Consider the following 18,625-nt stretch of genomic DNA (forward strand, 5'->3'; position numbering starts at 1 on the left):
TGCGGGAGCGCTGTACGCCGATTCGTCATCCAGCAGCTCGGCGGCACTGGCATCTGTATAAAAAACCAGTAAAACTTCGTCCATGCTCAGCCTCGATGCCCCCGAACTCTATTACCTGGCGAACTTTCGCAAGGCCCTCGCCTGGCTCGACGCCCATCACGTTGACCTGATGGACGCCGCCGAGCACGCCTTCATCGCGGATTTCCCTCAGCTCCCCCTACCCACCCAGGCGCTGCTGGTGCGCCTGGTGATGCGCAAGGGCGTGCACTTTCGCGTGAGTAAACTGCGCTACGCCGAGATCGGCGACATACCGAGCGCTGCCGCACCGCTGCTGGAGCTGGGCTGGCTGATCGACAGCGCCGCGCTGAACTTCGACGAACTCGGCGCCCTGCTGCTCAAGGACGAACTGGCTGCGCATTTCGCCAGCGATCTGCCACGCGGCAACCTGAAGAAAAGCGAAGTGCTCGACCATCTGCGCGAGCTGCACACAGAGCCGCGCAGCCTGGCCGACTGGTGCCCGAATATGGAGGAACGTCTGCTGAGCCTGGCCATCGGGCCGCTGTGCGACCGCCTGCGCCTGATGTTCTTCGGCAACCTGGCGCAGGACTGGTCGGAGTTCGTACTCGCCGACCTGGGGATATTCCGCTACGAGCAAGTGCCGATCACGCCGGGCTCGCGCGGCTTTCGTCACCGCCAGGACGTCGACGACTACTTGCACCTGCGCGCCTGCCGCGACGCCTTCGAGGCCGGCATGGCGGTCACCGAGGTGCTGCAGCACCTCGGCGATTTCTGCAGCGACAGCGCGCATATCGGCGAACGCCACCAGCGCCTGCTTCTGCAACTGGCGCAGCATCTGGAACGTGCCGGCGAGCTGGAATCAGCGCTGACACTGTACCGTGACACCCGCGCGGTCGGCTCGCGGCAACGACAAATCCGCGTGCTGGAGCGTCTGGGCCAGGATGCCGAAGCGCTGACCCTGGCCGAACAGGTAATCGCAGCGCCGCACAATGCCGAAGAAGCGCAACTGGCCGAACGAGCCCGCACCCGCCTGCGCAAACGCCTCGGCCTGCCGCCAGCGGCCAAGGCGGCGAAGCTGATCGAGGATCGCCTCGACCTGCGCCTGCCGCGCGCTGCCAGCGTCGAGCTGGCCGTGGCCATGCACCTGAGCGAACCCGACGCGCCAGTACATTACGTGGAGAACACGCTGATCTGCGGGCTGTTCGGCCTGCTCTGCTGGGAAGCGATCTTCGCCCCGCTGTCCGGCGCCTTCTTCCACCCCTTCCACACCGGTCCGGTGGATCTGCACCGCGCCGACTTTCACGCCCGTCGCAGCGAGCTGTTCAGCGCCTGCCTGGCGCGCCTGGAGGACGGCAGCTATATCGAGGCCATGCGTCGCACCCACAACGATAAGTTCGGTATCCAGTCGCCCTTCGTGTTCTGGGAGCTGCTCGATACCGAGCGCCTGGAGCAGGCGCTGGCCTGCCTGCCACCGGCGCACCTGGGCGCCTGGTTCCGGCGCCTGCTGGCCGATATCCGCGAGAACCGCGCCGGCATGCCTGACCTGATCCAGTTCTGGCCGGCCGAAGGCCGCTACCGGATGATCGAGGTGAAAGGCCCTGGCGACCGCCTGCAGGACAACCAGAAACGCTGGCTGGCCTTCTGCGCCGAGCACGGCATGCCGGTCAGCGTCTGCTACGTGGAGTGGAGCGATTGAGCCTGCGCATCGCTGTGCGCGAGCTGTGCGAGTTCACCGCCAAGGAAGGTGACCTCGACCTGCGCTTCACCCCCTCGCCCACCGCACAGGAAGGTATGGCCGGGCACGCCACGGTGGTGGCCCGGCGCGGCCCGGATTACGTTGCCGAGCTGCCGCTGATAGGCGACTTCGAAGGGCTGACGGTCAGCGGCCGCGCCGATGGCTTCGACCCGGAGTTTCGCCTGCTGGAAGAGATCAAGACCCACCGTGGCGACATCACGCGCATCCCCGCCAACCACCGCCTGCTGCACTGGGCGCAGGTGAAGATCTACGGCTGGCTGCTGTGCCAGGAGCTGGGCTTCGAGGAACTGGATCTGGCAGTGGTCTACTTCAACGTCATGACCCAGCAGGAAACGGCGTTCCGCGAGCGCCACAGCGCGGCGTCGCTGGGCGAGTTCTTCGCCCTGCACTGCCGCCGCTATATCGATTGGGCGAGGCAGGAACAGGCGCATCAGCAAGCACGCAATCAGGCATTGGACGCGCTGCAGTTCCCCTACGGCGAATTTCGCCACGGCCAGCGACAACTGGCCGAGGCCGTATACCGCGCCGCGCGCGACGGCCACTACCTGCTGGCGCAGGCCACCACCGGCATCGGCAAGACCCTCGGTACCCTGTTCCCGCAGCTCAAGGCCATGCCCGGCCAACAGCTCGACCGCCTGTTTTTCTTGAGCGCCAAGACGCCAGGCCGGCGCCTGGCGCTGGATGCCCTGCAACGCCTGCGCGAACCCGACACGCCGCTGCGCGTGCTGGAACACGTGGCCCGTGACAAGGCCTGCGAACACCCGAGCAAGGCCTGCCATGGCGACTCCTGCCCGCTGGCCAAGGGCTTCTATGATCGCCTGCCGGCAGCACGCAGCGCGGCGCTGAAGGAACGCTGGCTGGATCAGCAGGCGGTGCGCAATATCGCCATCGCCCATGGCGTGTGCCCCTACTACCTGAGCCAGGAGCTGTGTCGCTGGAGCGACGTGGTGGTGGGCGACTACAACTACTACTTCGACCTCGGCGCCCTGCTGCACAGCCTCACCCTGATCAACCAGTGGCGCGTCTGCCTGCTGGTGGACGAAGCGCACAACCTGGTGGAACGCGGGCGCGGCATGTACAGCGCCGAGCTGGATCAGGCCCGTTTCAAGGCCATGTGCCGCGACGCGCCGAAGCGTCTGAAAAGCGTGCTGGAACGGGTCGACCGCCACTGGGATCAACTGCACCGCGAGCAGGAGGTGCCCTATCAGGTCTACCCGCTGGCGCCGGACTTGCTGCTCGCCGCCCTGGGCAAGGCGGTCAGCGCCATCACCGACCTGCTCACCGACCAGCCCGAAGGCAATGGCGGCGAGCTGCTCAGCTTTTATATGGACGCCATGCTGTTCTGCCGGCTGGCGGAAAGCTTCGGCCCGCACTCGCTGTTCGATATCAACCGCATCGAGGCGGGTAATGGTCGCAGCTACTCGACCCTGTGCATCCGCAATATCTTGCCGGCGCCCTTCCTCGGTCCGCGCTTCGAGGACGCGCACAGCGCCACGCTGTTCTCCGCCACTCTAAGCCCCAGTCACTACTACCTCGACCTGCTCGGCCTGCCGGAAGAGACCCAGTGCCTGGACGTCGCCTCGCCGTTCAGCGCCGAACAACTGCACGTACAAGTAGTGCGTAACCTGTCGACCCGCTACCAGCACCGCGACGCCTCGCTGGCGCCGATCTGCCAATTGATGGCGCGCCAGTACGCCGAACGCCCCGGCAACTACCTGGCCTTCTTCAGCAGCTATCAATATCTGGAACAGGTACTACAGGAGCTACGCCGCGATCACCCGCAGATACCGGTGTGGACGCAATCCCGGCAGATGGACGAAGCGGCGCGCCAGGGCTTTATCGAGCGTTTTCAGATCGGTGGGCGCGGCATCGGCTTCGCCGTGCTCGGTGGCGTATTCGGCGAGGGCGTCGACCTACCCGGCGAACGCCTGATCGGCGCCTTCGTCGCCACCCTCGGCCTGGCCCAGCTCAACCCGATCAACGAAGAAATCCGCCAGCGCATGGACACCCTGTTCGGCAATGGCTACGACTACACCTACCTCTACCCCGGCCTGCAAAAGGTCGTACAAGCCGCCGGCCGAGTGATCCGAACCCCGGAGGATCAAGGCGTGCTCTACCTGATCGACGACCGCTTCGCCCGCCCCGAAGTACGCAGACTGCTGCCGAGCTGGTGGCAGGTGGAGCTGCTGCGTTTGCCGCTCAAAACACCCACACCCGAGCCGCAACCCGACCTGTAGGATCGGCTGGGCGGCATTCCGTTTTAGCCGCGATCATCACCGCCAGAGAACCGTAGCCAGGGCTGAGCGAAGCAATACCCGGGAGGATCGGGAGCATCTGTAAGACTCGCCTGAATACGACTTGCCAGCGGTTATCCGACATGGTGTATAACCTGCCAAACACCCCACCGCCTCGCTGCAGGCCGCGAGATAGAGAAGGATTTCGAAAATGACCAGAAAGGTTATCCACCAAAACCGCCCGCAGGTTATACACCATTTGGTGTGTAATTATAGCTAGGCCTTCTAGGAAACCTCAAAGTCAACTGAGCTACTCTTCCACTTATTGGCAAAAGCTACCGAAGAAGATTAAGCAATGCATAATATTCAAATAAAATAAATACGGACAGGGTGATTCAACGTGGAAGGCCATGTTTACATTCTTAGCAATGAGCACGTTCCTAATTTATTGAAAATTGGCTTTACAGATCGTGACCCGGAGGTTCGTGCACGAGAGCTTAGCAATAACACAGGCGTCCCTGGCTATTGGATCGTACAGAAACATTGGTTAGTTGAAAACGCGCACAGCCTGGAACAAAGAATCTTCAAGGACTTATCATCACAAAGAGTTACCGGTGAGTTTTTCAAACTTGAATTAAATGATGCGATAAATAGAGTATCCAAATTACTCCATACATACGGAGCGATAAATGATGACGGTCTTTCTCCAGCCGAACTCAGAAAACTGGAAAAAAGCGCAGAGCGCAGGAGAAAAAAGAGCAGCAAAGGCTGGAATTGAAAAAAGCACAAAGTCAATTCGACAATGAGTGGCGCTTATATTTCAACAAAGAGATCAAACCATGGTGTGACTTAATGCAGAAATGTGTAGAGGTACGCGCCGACTACAAAGCACCGAATTTTATCGAGAGATTTTTTGGCTCTAATAAAGAACTGGCCCACTATCGGCCTTGGCCAGGATTTGAGTTTCTTTTAAGACAGCTAGTTCCCATGCTTAATACATCAAGGAACGCAAGAGCATACCGAAGGTATTTTTCAGAAAAATACGCTTATCTAGATGTTTCGGGAAAGTACATTGGCAAGGTTGTTAACCCTACCGGAGTAAACATGTATTACCCTGGAGGTGATGGACACCACCTATTCTTTCTCAACGAAAAAAAACCTTTTGACTACTATAGAGAAGAAATAGAGTGCGTCACCAGTTGCGTGTTTGGCTACTGCAATCAAGATCTCTTAAATGTAATAATGCTCACAGCATATTGGAACCATTTCGCAAGAGCAATAAGATCAAAAACACCACCTGAGATCTCGCTAGACCCATATTATGATTAATTTAATTGTATTTCTGTGCGGCATTCACCATCGGAATCCAATATAACTACGCTGCCTAACAACGCATATGGACTCTCCCCACAAGTAGTGAGCAAAGCTTTGCCTTTGCACCTGTCGTCAGCGCGGTTGCATTCGTATATCCGGCCTGTTTTGGGCGCTAAGGAAGACATAGTGGCGTGGACAACGCGAAGCTTGTCCACCATGCCTGGATTGAGCGTAGCGAAAACAGGAACGTCGCGTTGCTACCCACCCTGAACAGCCGAGAAGTTTCGCGGCTGAAGCGGAGTGCCGCCCAGCCGCTCCTACATGAAGGCTGACGCTTAGGCTGTGGAGGGAGGCGCTTTAGCGGCGAGTCGCGGCTAAAGCCCCTCCCACAAGGCAACAGCAGCGTCGCCTACGCGGGTAGCGTCAGACGTACTTCCACCCCGCCTTCGACATTACCGATGTGCAGTTCGCCGCCATGCAACTCGGCCACCTCCTGCACAAAGTTCAGGCCAAGGCCGGTGCTCTTGCGGCCACCATTGGGGCGCGGCAGGGAGTAGAAGCGTTCGGTCAGACGTGCCAGGGCGTAGTCGGGGATGGCTTCGCCCTGGTTGAACAGGCGCAGGACGATGCGCTCGCCATCGCGTTCGGCGGCGATGCGGATGCGGCCGTCGGGTGGTGTGAAGTCCAGGGCGTTGTCCAGCAGGTTGGCCAGTGCCTGGCGCAGCAGGAAGCGCTCGCCGCGCAGGCTGAGGCCGACCGGTAGGGCCTGTTCGATCTGCAGACTGGCGGCGGTGATGCGCGCCTGCTGCGCTTGCAGCAGTTCGTCCACCAGTGGCGCCAGCGGCACCGCCACGCGCTCTTCCAGGCCCTGGCGCTGCTCGACCTGGGCCAGGTGCAGCAGGCGTTCGATCAGGTTTTGCAGGCGTGCGCTTTCCTGCTGGATATTGGCCACGAAACGCTGGCGCTGGTCGGTGGACATCTCGCCGTCGAGCAGTTCGGCAGCGCCACGAATGGCCGCCAGCGGGCTTTTCAGTTCGTGGGTCAGGGTGTGTACGTAGCGCTCGACGTAGGCCTTGCCTTCCAGCTCGGTACGCATGCGCTCGACCGCCACCGCCAGTTGCCCGAGTTCGCCGCCGCGTACCTGGGGCGGCTCGGCACGCAGGCCTTCGCTGACGGCCTGGGCATAGCGGGTGAGTTTGCCCAGCGCGGCGCTGAGCCACCAGGACAGCAGCGCGCCGACCAGCAGGCCAAGGCCGATCAACCCGGCCCCGAGCCAGCCCAGGCGCGTTTGCGAGCGCTCGATATAGGGCTGCAGGGTGCGGTTGGGTTTGGCCACCGAGACAACGCCGATGATGCGTTCGCCATCCCTGATCGGCGCGGCCACGTACATCACCGAGGAGTCGGGGTCGTTCGGGTCTTCACGGGTCGAACGGGCGCCGTACTGGCCGCGCAGGGTGAGCAGCACGTCGTTCCAGCGCGAGTAGTCCTGGCCTATGGCCTGGCCGCTGGAGTCGAGCAGGACGATGCCCTTGGCGTCGGTGACGTAGATGCGGTGGTTGACCTCGGCCTTGGTCAGCCCCCAGATGCTCGCCTGCGGCTGGCGCCGGCCATAGGCCTCCAGTGCGTCGTTCAGGCGGCCCTGACCGAGCGTGCCGGCCTTGAGGTCGTCACGCAGGATCTCGGCCAGCAGGTTGGCGGTATCGACCAGGGTTTCTTCGGTGCTTTGGCGCACGCCAGGGCGAATCTCGTCCATCACCGTGCTGAGCACGAACCAGCCGGCCAGGCCGACGAAGAGGAAGTAGACGAGGAAGATGCGTACGCCAAGTGGCATGGTTCAGCTCTCCGGTTCGTAGCTGTAACCGAGACCGCGATGGGTCTGGATCGACTCTTCGCTCGGGGCGATGGCGCGCAGTTTAGCGCGCACACTCTTGATATGGCTGTCGATGTTGCGCTCGTAGCCGGCCTCGCTGGCCACGCCGAGGGCATCGAGCAATTGCTCGCGCGCATAGACCCGGCGTGGCTGGCCGAGCAGCGTGCGCAGCAGGCGAAATTCGTGGCGGGTCAGGCTCAGGGCCTGGCCATGGTAGTGAATGCGAAAGGCGGCATCATTGATCTGAAAGGTGCTCGGCGCGCTGGCTGCTGGTGCTTCACGCGGCGCCACGCGTTTGAGGATGGCCTTGACCCTGGCGGCGACCTCACGCGGGCTGAAGGGTTTGACCACGTAGTCGTCGGCGCCGATTTCCAGACCCACCACGCGGTCGATCTCCTCGCTGCGTGCGGTGAGGAAGATCACCGGCAGCTCGGAGAAACGGCGCAGGCGTTTGCACACTTCAAAGCCGCTGATATCGGGCAGGCCGACGTCGAGAATGGCCAGGTCGAAGGCGCCATTTTCCAGCAGCGTCAGCGCCTCGCCACCCAGGCTCGACCAGTGCGTGGCGAAACCTTCGGCCTGCAGGGCATAGACCAGCGTATCGGCAATCGCGGCTTCGTCTTCGACTATGAGTATCTGCGGCATCGGGCGGCCTGCACCTGTGGGGCGACGGCAGGAGACTGCCGAGCGCGGGAGCCAGCGTCAAGCGAGGTATTGGCGAGTTTCACCCGCCCTACACGACAAGCGCCACTGCGACTGGATGGATGCAGGAGGTAGAACGAAGCAGGAGGCCAGAGTCGAAAGCGCCTCCCACGAGGTTGTCGCTCACCCGTAGCCCGGTCAGGGAATCTCGCCGCGAATGTATTGTTCCAGTTGACGGATCAGGTCGGCCTGTTCGGCAATGGTTTCCTTGACCAGGTCACCGATGGACAGCAGGCCGATCAGCTCGCCTTCGGCCAGCACCGGCAGGTGACGCAGGCGGCGCTCGGTCATCAGCTCCATGCAGTACTGCACGCTGTCACGCGGGCCGACGCTGATGACTTCGCTGGTCATGATTTCGTTGATCTTGGTGTTGAGCAACGAGCGCTCGGCCAAGGCCACCTTGCGCACGTAGTCACGCTCGCTGACGATGCCGACCAGGCGCCCACCGGAAAGCACCACCAAGGCACCGATCCTTTGCTCGGCGAGGATACGCAGCCCGTCGAGCAGCGAATCCTCACTGTCGACGCTGTAAACGTAGGCGTTGGCTTTATTGCGAATAACCTCTGCGACGGTTTTCATGCGGGCGGCTCCTGTTGTTGTTATCCGGTTTTAGCAGAGTTGGCCGCCGCGGTCAGCCTCAGTCGAGGCTGAATCGTCCAGTATTGTGCGCCAGCCCTTCGCTGCCACGACGCAGTTGCTCGGCAGCACTGCTCACGGCCTGGGCGCCATCGAGCAGTTGTCCGGCGGCCTGATCGACCTGCTGGATATTGCCACTGACTTCATCCGCGGTGGCCGCTTGCTGCTCGGCGGCCGTGGCGATCTGCGCCAGGCGGTCGCTGACGCGCTGCACCGAGTCGACGATGTTTTGCAGCTCGTCGCCCATGGCCAGCACGCTGCCGATGTCGCCATCGGCCTGGCTGCAGGCCTCTTCCATCAGGGTGACCGACTGGCCGACCACGCGCTGCAGGTTGTCCACGGTCTGGGCGATTTCCTGGGTCGAGTCCTGGGTGCGCTTGGACAGCGAGCGTACTTCGTCGGCGACCACGGCAAAGCCTCGCCCGGCCTCCCCCGCACGCGCGGCCTCGATGGCGGCATTCAGCGCCAGCAGGTTGGTCTGCTCGGCGATGCCCTTGATCACCTCGACCACTCGGTTGATCTGCTGGGTCTGATCACGCAGTTGCTGCAATGCCGCAGCGCTGTCGCCGAGACGGCTGCTGAGGTGGCGCATGCTGGCGCTGGTGCGCTCACTGCGCTGGTTGCTGCTCAGCGCCACTTCACGGGTCTGCTGCGCTTCCACCGCCGCCTGCTCGCAGCTTTGCGCCACACTCTGTGCGGTGGCGGCCATCTGCGTGGCGGCGGTGGCAATCTGGCTCATCTGCGCTTGCTGCTGCTCGACGGCGTCCAGCGCATCACGCGCCTGGCCACCGAGCAGTTGCACTGTGCTATCCAGTTGCTGGCTTTCGCGGTTGACGCCCTGCAGCGAGTCGCGCATCTGCTCGACTGCGGTATTCAGCGCCTGGGCGATGGCGGCCAGGTCGTCACGGCCGTTGACCTCCATGCGCACGCGCAGGTCGCCGTCACGCAGACCGCGCGCGGCTTCGATGATGTTGCTGGTGCTGATGCGGATCGAGGCGTTCAGGCACATCAATACGTACATCGCCAGTAAGGTGAGCGCGATGAATGCGCCGATCACCTGGACCATCGAGTGCAGCGCCTGCTGCCGGTAATAACCGAGGCTGGCGGAGAACTGCTGGTAGAGCGCTTGCTGCAGGCCCTGCAGTTGGGTTTCCAGCGCTTCGACACGTTGCACGAACTCCTCGGGCGTGAGCGCCATGGGGCTGGCCTCGAACATGTCGCGGTCGATCTGGACAAGGAAGTCGTCGAACGCCTTGAGCGAGGCATCGAAAGGCGCGCTCAGTTGGCGCATGGCCTGCGGCGCCTCGCGTGACAGGGTGATCTGCGCCTTGACCAGCTGCGCCCGTTGCTCGTCGAGGCTGCGCCGCAGGTCGCGGATCAGCACCCGGCTCTGCAGGGTGAAATGCTGCGAGACCACGGCGCCATGGCCCTGAGCGGCGAAGGTGCCAAGCTGCTCGAGCAGCCGCGGCATGACGTAGGTGATCTGCTCCATCATCAGGTAGGTGTCGAGGCGCGGATCGAGAATCAGGGTGCTGTCGGTCGCCACCTGCTCACGCAGGGCGATCAGGTACAACAGCGCCTTCTGGTAGCGCTCCAGTGCATCGGGCAAGGGCACCTTGGTCAGCCCCGCGGCTCGCAAACCGTCGCGCTCGCCCTGCAGGGCCTGGAAATGCTGGCGCGCCTGATCACTGATCAGCTCGCTCTGCAGCGGCTCGGCCGCCTGCTGCAAGGCCTCGTCGAGCTTGGACTCGCGTTGCTGCAGCAAACCTTGTGCGGCATTCTCGGTGCCTTTCCATCGCGCCAGCAGGGTGCGCTGGGCGATCAGCTCATGTTGCACCTGAGCCATACGTTCCAGCGCCTGCGCGCCTTCCACTTCGTAGTCCACGGATTGCAGGCGCGACAGGTAGTCACTGCTGATGACCCACAGCGCATAACCGAGCGGCAACGCGAACAACAGGAACACCAACTGAAACTTGTGGGCAAAACTGAAACGCTGCAGCAGCCGTACACCCGGCTTGAGTACTCCCGTCATAGCGACACCTCAACGACCTAAAGGGCCTACAGGCCTGGCAAAGAATTGCATGTAGCAAAAAGCAGGCCCGACGCCCATTTTGGGCAGCTAGTCGTTACGGGGCACTCTCAACGAGTGTAATGGCCAATGGGTATCAGCCTTTTCCGAAATGCGACAATTAACTCAGCACTGGGGACGATCACGGGTGTAGCGCTCGGCTGGGTCCACCGCTGCACCAAGATCGCGCATGGCGCTGGCACCGATCAGCAGCGGATAGCTGAAAGTGCTGCGGTCGGTCAGGTTGACCTCAATGGTGCGCTCTTCCTCGCCCAGGCAGATCGGCATCTCGATCACCGGGCGCTGCGAGTAGGCGACTTCCTTGAGCTCGGCGTCGCTCTCTTCGGTACGCTTCTTGATCTCGGCGATGCGTACCAGCGGATGTTCATACACCTTGTCTTCAGCACCATCGACGGCCAGGCGGAAGCGCACCCAATCCTCACCATCGCGCTTGAAGGGTTCGATGTCCTTGGCCGATAGCGAGGCGGTCATCGCGCCGGTGTCCATCTTGGCCTTGAGAGTCTGGCCCAGAGCGGGGAGCTTGATCAGTTCGTAGCGGCCGTAAAGGTCCGGTTGTTCATCGGCCATGGTCGGCAGACTGATGGCGGCGGCCAGCAGGAGCAGAGCGTATTTCAAGGTTAGGTCCTCTCGTTTGCGGTGACCGAACCTACGACTGCCATGCGCCTGGCATGTTCCGCCAAAAGCGTTACAACGTGCTGCAAACTAGCGGCCGCGCCCTTCCAGATCCACGCCACTCCACAGCTCATCGAGCCGCTCGAAACCCCACTCCTCGGCCGATTCACGCCCGACAATGCGATCCTGGTCGGTGATCTTGCTCAGGTCGACGACGCTTTGTGGCAGCGGCAAACGCGACTTGGCCGAGAAGAACACCTTGACCCTCGGCGCCAGCAACGCCTTGGGATTCTGCTCCATGACCACCGCCAGGCGTCCACTTTGCAGACGCACCAGGGCGCCGACCGGATAGATGCCGACGGTCTTGACGAAGGCCTGGAACACCACTTCGTCGAAATGCCCTTTCCATTCGGCCATCTTGCGGATCGACTCGGCCGGGTCCCAGCCCTGCTTGTAGGGGCGATTGGACGTGATCGCGTCGTACACGTCGCAGACCGCGCCCATCTTTGCCAGCAGACTGATCTGGTCACCTTGCAGATGATGCGGATAGCCGCTGCCGTCGACCTTCTCGTGGTGATGCAGGCACACGTCGAGAACCAGAGCGCTGACCTGCTTGCTGGCAATCAGGATATTGCCGCCAGCCTCCGGGTGCCGGCGCACCTTGGCGAACTCGTTGTCGGTGAGCTTGCCGGGCTTGTCCAGCAGCTCCTGCGGTACGGCCATCTTGCCGATATCGTGCAGCAAACCGGCCAGCCCGGCCTCGCGCACAGCGGCCTCGGGCAGACCGAGCTGGCGCGCCAGGGCGATCATCAAGGCGCAGACCGCCACCGAGTGCATATAGGTGTATTCGTTGCTGTGCTTGAGCCGCGCCAGGCTGATCAGCGCATTGGGGTGGCGCATCACCGACTCGGAAATTTCCTCGACCAGCGACTCGGCCTGCTCGAACTGCAGCGCCTGGCCCATGCGCGCATCGCTGAACATGTCCATTACCGCCTGCTTGGAGCGCGCGCAGAGCTTCACCGCATTCTCCAGCTCCTGCTCCATCGACAGTGCCTTGACCTTGGGCGGCTCGATGGCCGCCAACAGGCGGGCCTCAGCCTCGCATTGGACCTCAGCCTCGGTAGCGGCATGGACACCAGCGGCGACATCGGTGCCCTTGCTGACATCGATCCACAGCTCGCTGATCGCACTATCGCGAATACGAGCGAGATCTTTTTCGGAACTGAGGAGAAATTTGGACTTCCAGAAGGGATGATCCATCCAGGAGCCGCAGAATTCCTGAATGAACATTCCGACGCGTAGATCGGCGACGGCGATCCGTTTGAGCATGGTACGTACCGGCAGGTTGAAGCGCCTTCCGTGGGCGGGATGTCCCGTGGTGACGATCATTGGCTTATAGACACTGATCTGGCAATAGGCCAGTGGGTGGAGCTTTGAGCAAATTGTTGCGCTTGCATAAGATGTCCGCTCATCGCCCGCCATGGAGTCGACATGCGCCCTCTGCTGACCGGCCTAGCCAACATCGTTTTACTGCTCGCCAACACCCTGATCCTGATCGGTCCGCTGCTGCTGATCGCCCTCGCCAAGCTCGTGTTACCCGGCCAGAGCGCCCGCGATACCTGTTCACGCGGGGTGATGTGGGTGGCCGAATTCTGGGCGGAGAACTGCAAGCGCATCTTCGCCCTGCTCACCCCGACTCACTGGGACATTCGCGGCAACGCCGAGCTGCGCAGCGACCGCTCCTACCTGGTGATCAGCAATCACCAATCCTGGGTCGACATTCCTGCCCTGGTGCAGGCGTTCAACCGCAAGACGCCCTACTTCAAGTTTTTCCTCAAGCAGCAGCTGATCTGGGTGCCCTTCCTCGGCCTGGCCTTCTGGGCACTCGATTACCCCTTCATGAAGCGCTACTCCAAGGCCTTTCTGCAGAAGAACCCGCACATGAAGGGCAAGGACCTGGAGATCACCAGGGCCGTCTGCGAGAAGTTCAAGCGCCTGCCGGTCACCGTGGTCAACTACCTGGAGGGCACCCGCTTCACCCCGGCCAAGCAGGCGCAGCAGCAGTCGCCCTACCGCTATCTGCTCAAGCCCAAAGCCGGCGGCGTGGCATTCGTACTCGCTACATTGGGTGAGCAGATCGATGCCGTGCTGGACGTGACACTGGTGTATCCCGAGGGCAAAGCGCCGGGCTTTTGGGCGCTGCTCAGCGGTCAGGTGGACAAGGTGATCATCGATATCCAGACGCGCAACCTGGCTGCCGAACTGTGGCAGGGCGACTACCAGAACGACCCGGTATTTCGCCAGTACATGCAGGACTGGGTATCGCAGCTCTGGCAGGAGAAGGATGAGCGCATCGCCCGGATTCGCGCCGAACGCGGCTAAGGCAACGGATCAGCGATCCACTCATACATGGGCTGAATGGATAATTCGATGATCTCGAAACCGGCGATTACCACAGCTGGGTTTCTAGTGCGCTACTACTTCTGAAAGTCTTTGAGGTCGAATCTCCGATAACACTAGGCGCGAAAAGTCACAGCACTGCTGCGCCAGTTTGACAACGGCCAGGTTGAGTCCCTGTTCTCGATCAACCCGGTGCAGCGCTGCGTAGCGAACCATTGGCAGCCCCGGCTTGGTTTCGATGATCGATAACGCGCCCTGACGCACCAAGTGTGCCAGACAGCGTTTCGGTAGGTAGCTGATACCCAGGCCGGAAAGTGCCAAGCCTACCTGTACCAACAGACTATGGCTGGTGATCGTGCGCGGCATCTGCACATTGTGGGTGGCGAACCAGTAGTCATAGATCAGCCCCGTACCGGAATTTGGCCCCTGCGTCAGCACCGTGTAATTGGCCAACTGATCGAGGCCAATGGCACCACCTTCCGGCGCCAGACTGGGGGCACACATCCACACGTTGTCGACGCTTTTCAAGGGTGTTGCCACAAAGCGGGCGTCGTTGAAGGCATCCGGGACGATAATCAGGTCGAGCTGGTCTTCACCCAGCTTGCGAAACAAATCGCTGCTCAACTCGACCGATGGCTCGATCTGTACCCGTGGATAAGTACGGCGGATCTCGTCGACCAGCGCAGGCAGCCATGTCAGCGCCGTCAGCTCGGTGACACCGAGGCGAAAACGCTTGACCAGTACCTCACGGGTGCTGATGCGTTCGATCAGGTAGTCGCGTCTTTCCAGCAGGTCGCGTGCGTAGTCCAACAGCTCCTGCCCCTTCTCGGAAAGCCTGGCATTACGCCTGCTGCGGTCGAATATCTGCACGCCAAAAGCTTCCTCCAATTCCTGAATCCGCTTGGAGATAGCCGATTGAGACATGTGCAACTTGCTGGCCGCCGTCTCGAAACTGCCCAACTCAGCGATCCAGTACAGCGCTTCTAGCTGTTTGAATGTAACCACGGCTCACCAAATGAAAAAAATCGATGAATTATCATCTTAAAATATCGCTAAAACTATTTATTGGCGACTCCTAAGATCGGCCTCAACGCCACGCGCGACTGATGCGTCATTCTCATAGGAGCCCACCATGTCTCTCCCCGGTTCTCGTATCCAGCCCAACCCACCTCTGGTATCTGAAGAGATCATCCAGGCCTTTCAGGATGTGGTCACGCCGCATATCAGTGACAACCTGGGCCGCCATGTCGGTGCGCGTGGTCTGACCCGTTTCAACCGCCAGGGGAAGCTCGTTGGCACCGCGCTGACGGTCAAGACGCGCCCCGGTGACAACCTGTTCGTCTACAAGGCCATGACCATGCTGCAACCGGGGCATGTGCTGGTCATCGACGCCCAGGGCGACACCTGCAACGCTGTGATCGGCGAACTGATCAAGCTGTATGCCCTGCAGCGAGGCTGCACCGGCTTCGTCGTCAACGGTGCGATTCGCGATGTCGCCAGCTTCGAAAGCACCCCTTGCTATGCCCTGGACGTCGTGCACTGCGGCCCCTACAAGACCGGCCCAGGGGAAATCAACGTGCCTGTCAGCATCGGCGGCATGCTGGTGCAGCCTGGCGACATCCTGGTGGGTGATGAAGATGGCCTGGTCGCCTTCGCCCCGGAGCACGCCCCCGCCCTGTTGGAGGCCGCAGCCCTCCATGCCGCGCATGAAGAGGCGGTCAAGGCCGAAATCGCCACCGGCAAGCTGCAACAAAGCTGGCTGCAGCGTGTGCTCGAACAAAATGGCCTGGCCAACTGAGGAGCCGATGATGACCAGCGACTTCCTCTCCAAGCGCGTTCTGAGCATTCAACCGTCACCCAGCATCGCCGCCAACGCCCTGGTCGCAGAGCTGCGTGCGCAGGGTCGCGACATCGTCAACTTCACCGTCGGCGAACCCGACTTCGACACCCCGACGCACATCCTGCAAGCGGCCAGCGTGGCCATGCACAACGGCGACACGCACTACACCGCAACCACAGGCACCTTGGCGCTGCGCCAGGCCATCGTCGACAAGCTGGCGCGTGACAACGACCTGCACTACAGGCTGGATGAAGTGGTCGCGGGAAGCGGTGGCAAGCACGTCATCTACCACGCACTGGCTGCAACCCTGAATGCCGGCGATGAGGTGATCGTGCATGCCCCGTACTGGGTGTCGTATCCCGACATCGCACGCCTCAACGAGGCCACGCCAGTGATCATTGCCGGCAATGAGGATAATGGCTTCAAGCTGACGGCCGCTGCTCTCGAACAGGCCATCACCCCACGTAGCAAGTGGGTCATCCTCAATACCCCTAACAACCCGAGCGGTGCTGTCTATAGCCGTGCCGAACTGCAAGAGCTGGCGGCCGTGCTGCGTCGGCATCCGCAGGTCTGGATCATGTCTGACGAAATCTATGAGCATTTCGTCTATGAAGGCGCGCACCACCTCTCCATTGTCAACGTCGCCGCCGACCTCAAAGACCGCACCCTGATCATCAACGGTGCCTCCAAGGGCTACGCCATGACAGGCTGGCGCCTGGGTTTCGCTGCGGGCCCACGCGCGCTGGTTGCCGCCATCGGCAAATTGCTTTCGCAGACCACCACCTGCCCCAGCTCCATCAGCCAGGCGGCCGCCGTTGCCGCGTTTGCTGGCGACCAGCAACCGATCGCCGATATGCGCGCCATCTACACCCTGCGCCGCCAACGCATGCTGGAGCGCCTGAGTGGCATCAAGGGGCTGCGCTGCATACCGCCGCAGGGGGCGTTCTATGTCTTCGCCAACGTGGCGGGCCTGATCGGCATGGTTACGCCCGATGGCCAGCGCATCACCAGCGACATTGAACTCGTCGACTACCTGTTGCAGGAGGGTAATGTGGCGACGGTCAGCGGCGCCGCCTACGGCATGTCGCCTTATTTGCGCCTGTCCTTCGCCAGCGCGATCGACACCATCGACGAGGGATGCCGACGCATCGCTCATGCCTGCGCACGGCTGCGCTGAGCCTCAAAAAACAATATCGGCCAGGGATGGCTTGCGACTTCACTGCCCCATCGCATTACAACAATATCCACTATCGAAAGAGGCATCCCATGAACATCAACCGCGTTTTCTCAGGCGCCCCACACCTCTCATGCGCAGGAGAGTCGAAATGAAAGGCCTAACCTTGTCTTTCGGGCTTTCCACCAAGATTTTTCTCGGCTTCACCCTTGGCGTCCTGTTTGGCTTGGTCGCGCCAGAATGGGGAGTCGCCATCAAGCCGGTGGGCGATGCTTTTATTCGCTCGATCCAGATGCTGATCATCCCGATCGTGTTTTTCAGCGTGGCGGCAGGCATCGCCAACATGGGTGATGTGGGCAAACTCAAGCGGGTAGGCGGCAAGACCCTGGTGGTCTATACCGTCATGACGGTGATAGCCGGCATGATCGGCCTGACTGTCGCGCACCTGCTGCAACCTGGCGTCGGCTTCATCAGCAAGAACGCAGCAGTGGCACTGTCGCCAGCGAGCGAAGTACCGACGCTCGGTCAGTTCTTTCTCGGTATCATCCCATCCAACATCTTGGACGCCATGGCCAAGGGCAGTGTGATTCAGGTGATTCTGATTGCCGTTCTGGTTGGCATAGCGCTGGTTTCTCTAGGAGAGAAAGCCTCAGGCATCAAAAACCTGTGCGATCAGGCATCAGCGGTCATCCTGAAGATTCTCGACATGATCATGGCGCTTTCTCCTTACGGCGTCTTTGCCCTGATGGCCTACACGATGGGCAACTATGGCCTGGAAATCTTCGATCAGGTCGGGAAGTTCATTCTGGCCGACTACATCGGCCTGCTGGTTGTGTGGCTGATCGCCTCCGTTCTGGTCGTCACCTATACCAAGGTCAGCTACGTCTACCTGCTCAAGAAGATCAGCAAGGTCTGGGTAGTCACGCTGTCGACCACCAGCAGCGCCGCAACGCTGCCAATGAGCATGCATGTGACCCACAGCGACTTCAGGGTGCCGAAATGGATCACCTCGTTCATGCTGCCATTGGGCGCCACCATCAACCTGATGGGAGCAGCGGTCTACCTGTCGGTTCTGGCCGTGTTCGCCGCAGGCTTTTACGGCGTCGAGCTGAGCACCGCGCAGATGATCAATGTAGTGATGATCGGCACCCTCCTGGCCATGGCAGCACCCGGCATTCCTGGCGGCGGTATCGTCATGGGCACGCTGATGCTGCAACTGATGGGCCTGCCGTTCGAGCTCGTCGGCGTGATTGCCGGTATCTACCGGGTGATCGACATGGGGCACACGACGCTAAACGTATCCGGTGACGTGCTGGGCGCCATGCTGGTGGCCAAGAGTGAAAAGATGCTGAGCTGCGACGCCCAAGGCATTCCCGTCGATCTGGGGCTTGCCGAAGACGAAGAGACGCCACTTGGGAAAGCAAGCAAGGCCTCGTTCACTGAATCGGTACGATCCTCATAGCCCGCCCAGAGAGTAAAGAACACCGCGCGCTCATGAGCGGCGAGCGGAAGATTAAAAGGGAGCCCGAGAGCTAATGCCAGTCAGTTAAGCGCTACAGCTTGACCTTCTGCGCGCTGAAACGAAAATCCGATGTTTGTTTTGAGCATCGGATTTTTTATGCGACTTTCCCGCGCCTTGGCACTGACTCACGAAGTGGCTTCTGCTACTTACTCCCTTGACGAACTAGGGGCGCTGCTTGATCCAGACCTAGTTAGCGCCGCACTGGAAACGGCGGGAGTGGCGACCCTGCGTAAGCGACGTCTCCCTCTTGAAGCCATGCTCTGGTGCGTGATCGCCATGGCGTTGTTTCGCCGGATGTCGGCCTGGGATGCCGCGAGCCGTATGGGCATCATGCTGCCTGGGCAGAAGCCATTGGTAGCACCCAGTGCAATCGTGCAAGGTCGCCAGCGTTTGGGCAGCGCTGCGGTGCGAGAAGTCTTTTCCCTGACTCAACAACGCTGGCATGCCAGCGCCAATCA

General features: G+C 61.2%; 16 protein-coding genes. 9 read left to right on the forward strand and 7 right to left on the reverse strand.

All coding sequences use genetic code 11. The features are described 5' to 3' along the window. Positions 1-82 precede the first annotated feature (82 nt). The 4 genes from ACNFCJ_RS12055 to ACNFCJ_RS12070 all read left to right on the forward strand — a co-directional run bounded on the left by ACNFCJ_RS12055 (position 83) and on the right by ACNFCJ_RS12070 (position 5,337). Complete coding sequence (locus tag ACNFCJ_RS12055) at positions 83-1,714, forward strand: VRR-NUC domain-containing protein (protein ID WP_416771547.1); 1,632 nt, start codon at positions 83-85, stop codon at positions 1,712-1,714. Then, the gene (locus ACNFCJ_RS12060; RefSeq protein WP_416771549.1) at positions 1,711-4,011 is read left to right on the forward strand and encodes an ATP-dependent DNA helicase; all 2,301 of its coding nucleotides are present in this window, start codon (positions 1,711-1,713) and stop codon (positions 4,009-4,011) included. The genes ACNFCJ_RS12055 and ACNFCJ_RS12060 overlap by 4 nt, the downstream gene beginning before the upstream one ends. Before the next feature lie 397 nt (positions 4,012-4,408). After that, positions 4,409-4,786: a GIY-YIG nuclease family protein gene (locus tag ACNFCJ_RS12065; RefSeq protein WP_416771550.1), complete on the forward strand. Its 378-nt coding sequence runs from the start codon at positions 4,409-4,411 to the stop codon at positions 4,784-4,786. Continuing rightward, on the forward strand, positions 4,783-5,337 hold the full coding sequence (locus ACNFCJ_RS12070; RefSeq protein ID WP_416771552.1) for a hypothetical protein: 555 nt from the start codon (positions 4,783-4,785) through the stop codon (positions 5,335-5,337). Before ACNFCJ_RS12065 ends, ACNFCJ_RS12070 begins: the two co-directional genes overlap by 4 nt. A 394-nt stretch (positions 5,338-5,731) precedes the next feature. Here ACNFCJ_RS12070 and creC read toward each other — a convergent pair whose 3' ends face one another. From creC to ACNFCJ_RS12100, 6 genes are all read right to left on the reverse strand, one after another. After that, a complete protein-coding gene (gene creC, locus ACNFCJ_RS12075) occupies positions 5,732-7,153 on the reverse strand; it encodes a two-component system sensor histidine kinase CreC (protein ID WP_416771554.1) in 1,422 nt (473 codons plus the stop codon). Positions 7,154-7,156: 3 nt separating this feature from the next. Continuing rightward, on the reverse strand, positions 7,157-7,837 hold the full coding sequence (gene creB, locus ACNFCJ_RS12080) for a two-component system response regulator CreB (protein WP_416771555.1): 681 nt from the start codon (positions 7,835-7,837) through the stop codon (positions 7,157-7,159). A 195-nt stretch (positions 7,838-8,032) separates the two neighbouring features. Continuing rightward, positions 8,033-8,473 (reverse strand): CBS domain-containing protein, encoded by a 441-nt coding sequence (locus tag ACNFCJ_RS12085; RefSeq protein ID WP_179543792.1) that lies wholly within the window; start codon positions 8,471-8,473, stop codon positions 8,033-8,035. 58 nt (positions 8,474-8,531) lie between these two features. Next, a complete protein-coding gene (locus ACNFCJ_RS12090; protein ID WP_416771556.1) occupies positions 8,532-10,562 on the reverse strand; it encodes a methyl-accepting chemotaxis protein in 2,031 nt (676 codons plus the stop codon). A 162-nt stretch (positions 10,563-10,724) separates the two neighbouring features. Continuing rightward, positions 10,725-11,234, reverse strand: a complete 510-nt coding sequence (locus ACNFCJ_RS12095; protein ID WP_416771558.1) for an ATP-dependent zinc protease — start codon at positions 11,232-11,234, stop codon at positions 10,725-10,727. Between the two features lie 87 nt (positions 11,235-11,321). After that, positions 11,322-12,560, reverse strand: a complete 1,239-nt coding sequence (locus ACNFCJ_RS12100; protein WP_125836349.1) for an HD-GYP domain-containing protein — start codon at positions 12,558-12,560, stop codon at positions 11,322-11,324. Positions 12,561-12,722: 162 nt separating this feature from the next. Between ACNFCJ_RS12100 and ACNFCJ_RS12105 the strand changes: the two genes are divergently transcribed. Continuing rightward, positions 12,723-13,613 carry an acyltransferase gene (locus tag ACNFCJ_RS12105; protein WP_416771560.1) on the forward strand — a complete coding sequence of 297 codons (891 nt, stop codon included), beginning with the start codon at positions 12,723-12,725 and terminating at the stop codon, positions 13,611-13,613. Positions 13,614-13,697: 84 nt separating this feature from the next. On the opposite strand, the gene ACNFCJ_RS12110 is transcribed toward ACNFCJ_RS12105, so the two are convergent. Next, the gene (locus tag ACNFCJ_RS12110) at positions 13,698-14,636 is read right to left on the reverse strand and encodes a LysR family transcriptional regulator (protein WP_416771561.1); all 939 of its coding nucleotides are present in this window, start codon (positions 14,634-14,636) and stop codon (positions 13,698-13,700) included. A 127-nt stretch (positions 14,637-14,763) separates the two neighbouring features. Here ACNFCJ_RS12110 and ACNFCJ_RS12115 point away from each other — a divergent pair, with 127 nt between their 5' ends. From ACNFCJ_RS12115 to ACNFCJ_RS12130, 4 genes are all read left to right on the forward strand, one after another. Beyond that, complete coding sequence (locus ACNFCJ_RS12115; RefSeq protein ID WP_416771563.1) at positions 14,764-15,429, forward strand: RraA family protein; 666 nt, start codon at positions 14,764-14,766, stop codon at positions 15,427-15,429. A 10-nt stretch (positions 15,430-15,439) separates the two neighbouring features. Then, positions 15,440-16,648 carry a pyridoxal phosphate-dependent aminotransferase gene (locus tag ACNFCJ_RS12120; RefSeq protein ID WP_416771565.1) on the forward strand — a complete coding sequence of 403 codons (1,209 nt, stop codon included), beginning with the start codon at positions 15,440-15,442 and terminating at the stop codon, positions 16,646-16,648. Further along, the gene (locus ACNFCJ_RS12125; RefSeq protein ID WP_416771567.1) at positions 16,626-18,107 is read left to right on the forward strand and encodes a dicarboxylate/amino acid:cation symporter; all 1,482 of its coding nucleotides are present in this window, start codon (positions 16,626-16,628) and stop codon (positions 18,105-18,107) included. Before ACNFCJ_RS12120 ends, ACNFCJ_RS12125 begins: the two co-directional genes overlap by 23 nt. A gap of 129 nt (positions 18,108-18,236) precedes the next feature. Continuing rightward, on the forward strand, positions 18,237-18,625 hold a 389-nt coding region (locus tag ACNFCJ_RS12130), incomplete at its 3' end, for a transposase domain-containing protein (protein ID WP_416771569.1).

The sequence above is a fragment of the Pseudomonas sp. NY15364 genome, from assembly GCF_048068235.1.
Classification (GTDB): domain Bacteria; phylum Pseudomonadota; class Gammaproteobacteria; order Pseudomonadales; family Pseudomonadaceae; genus Aquipseudomonas; species Aquipseudomonas mendocina_D.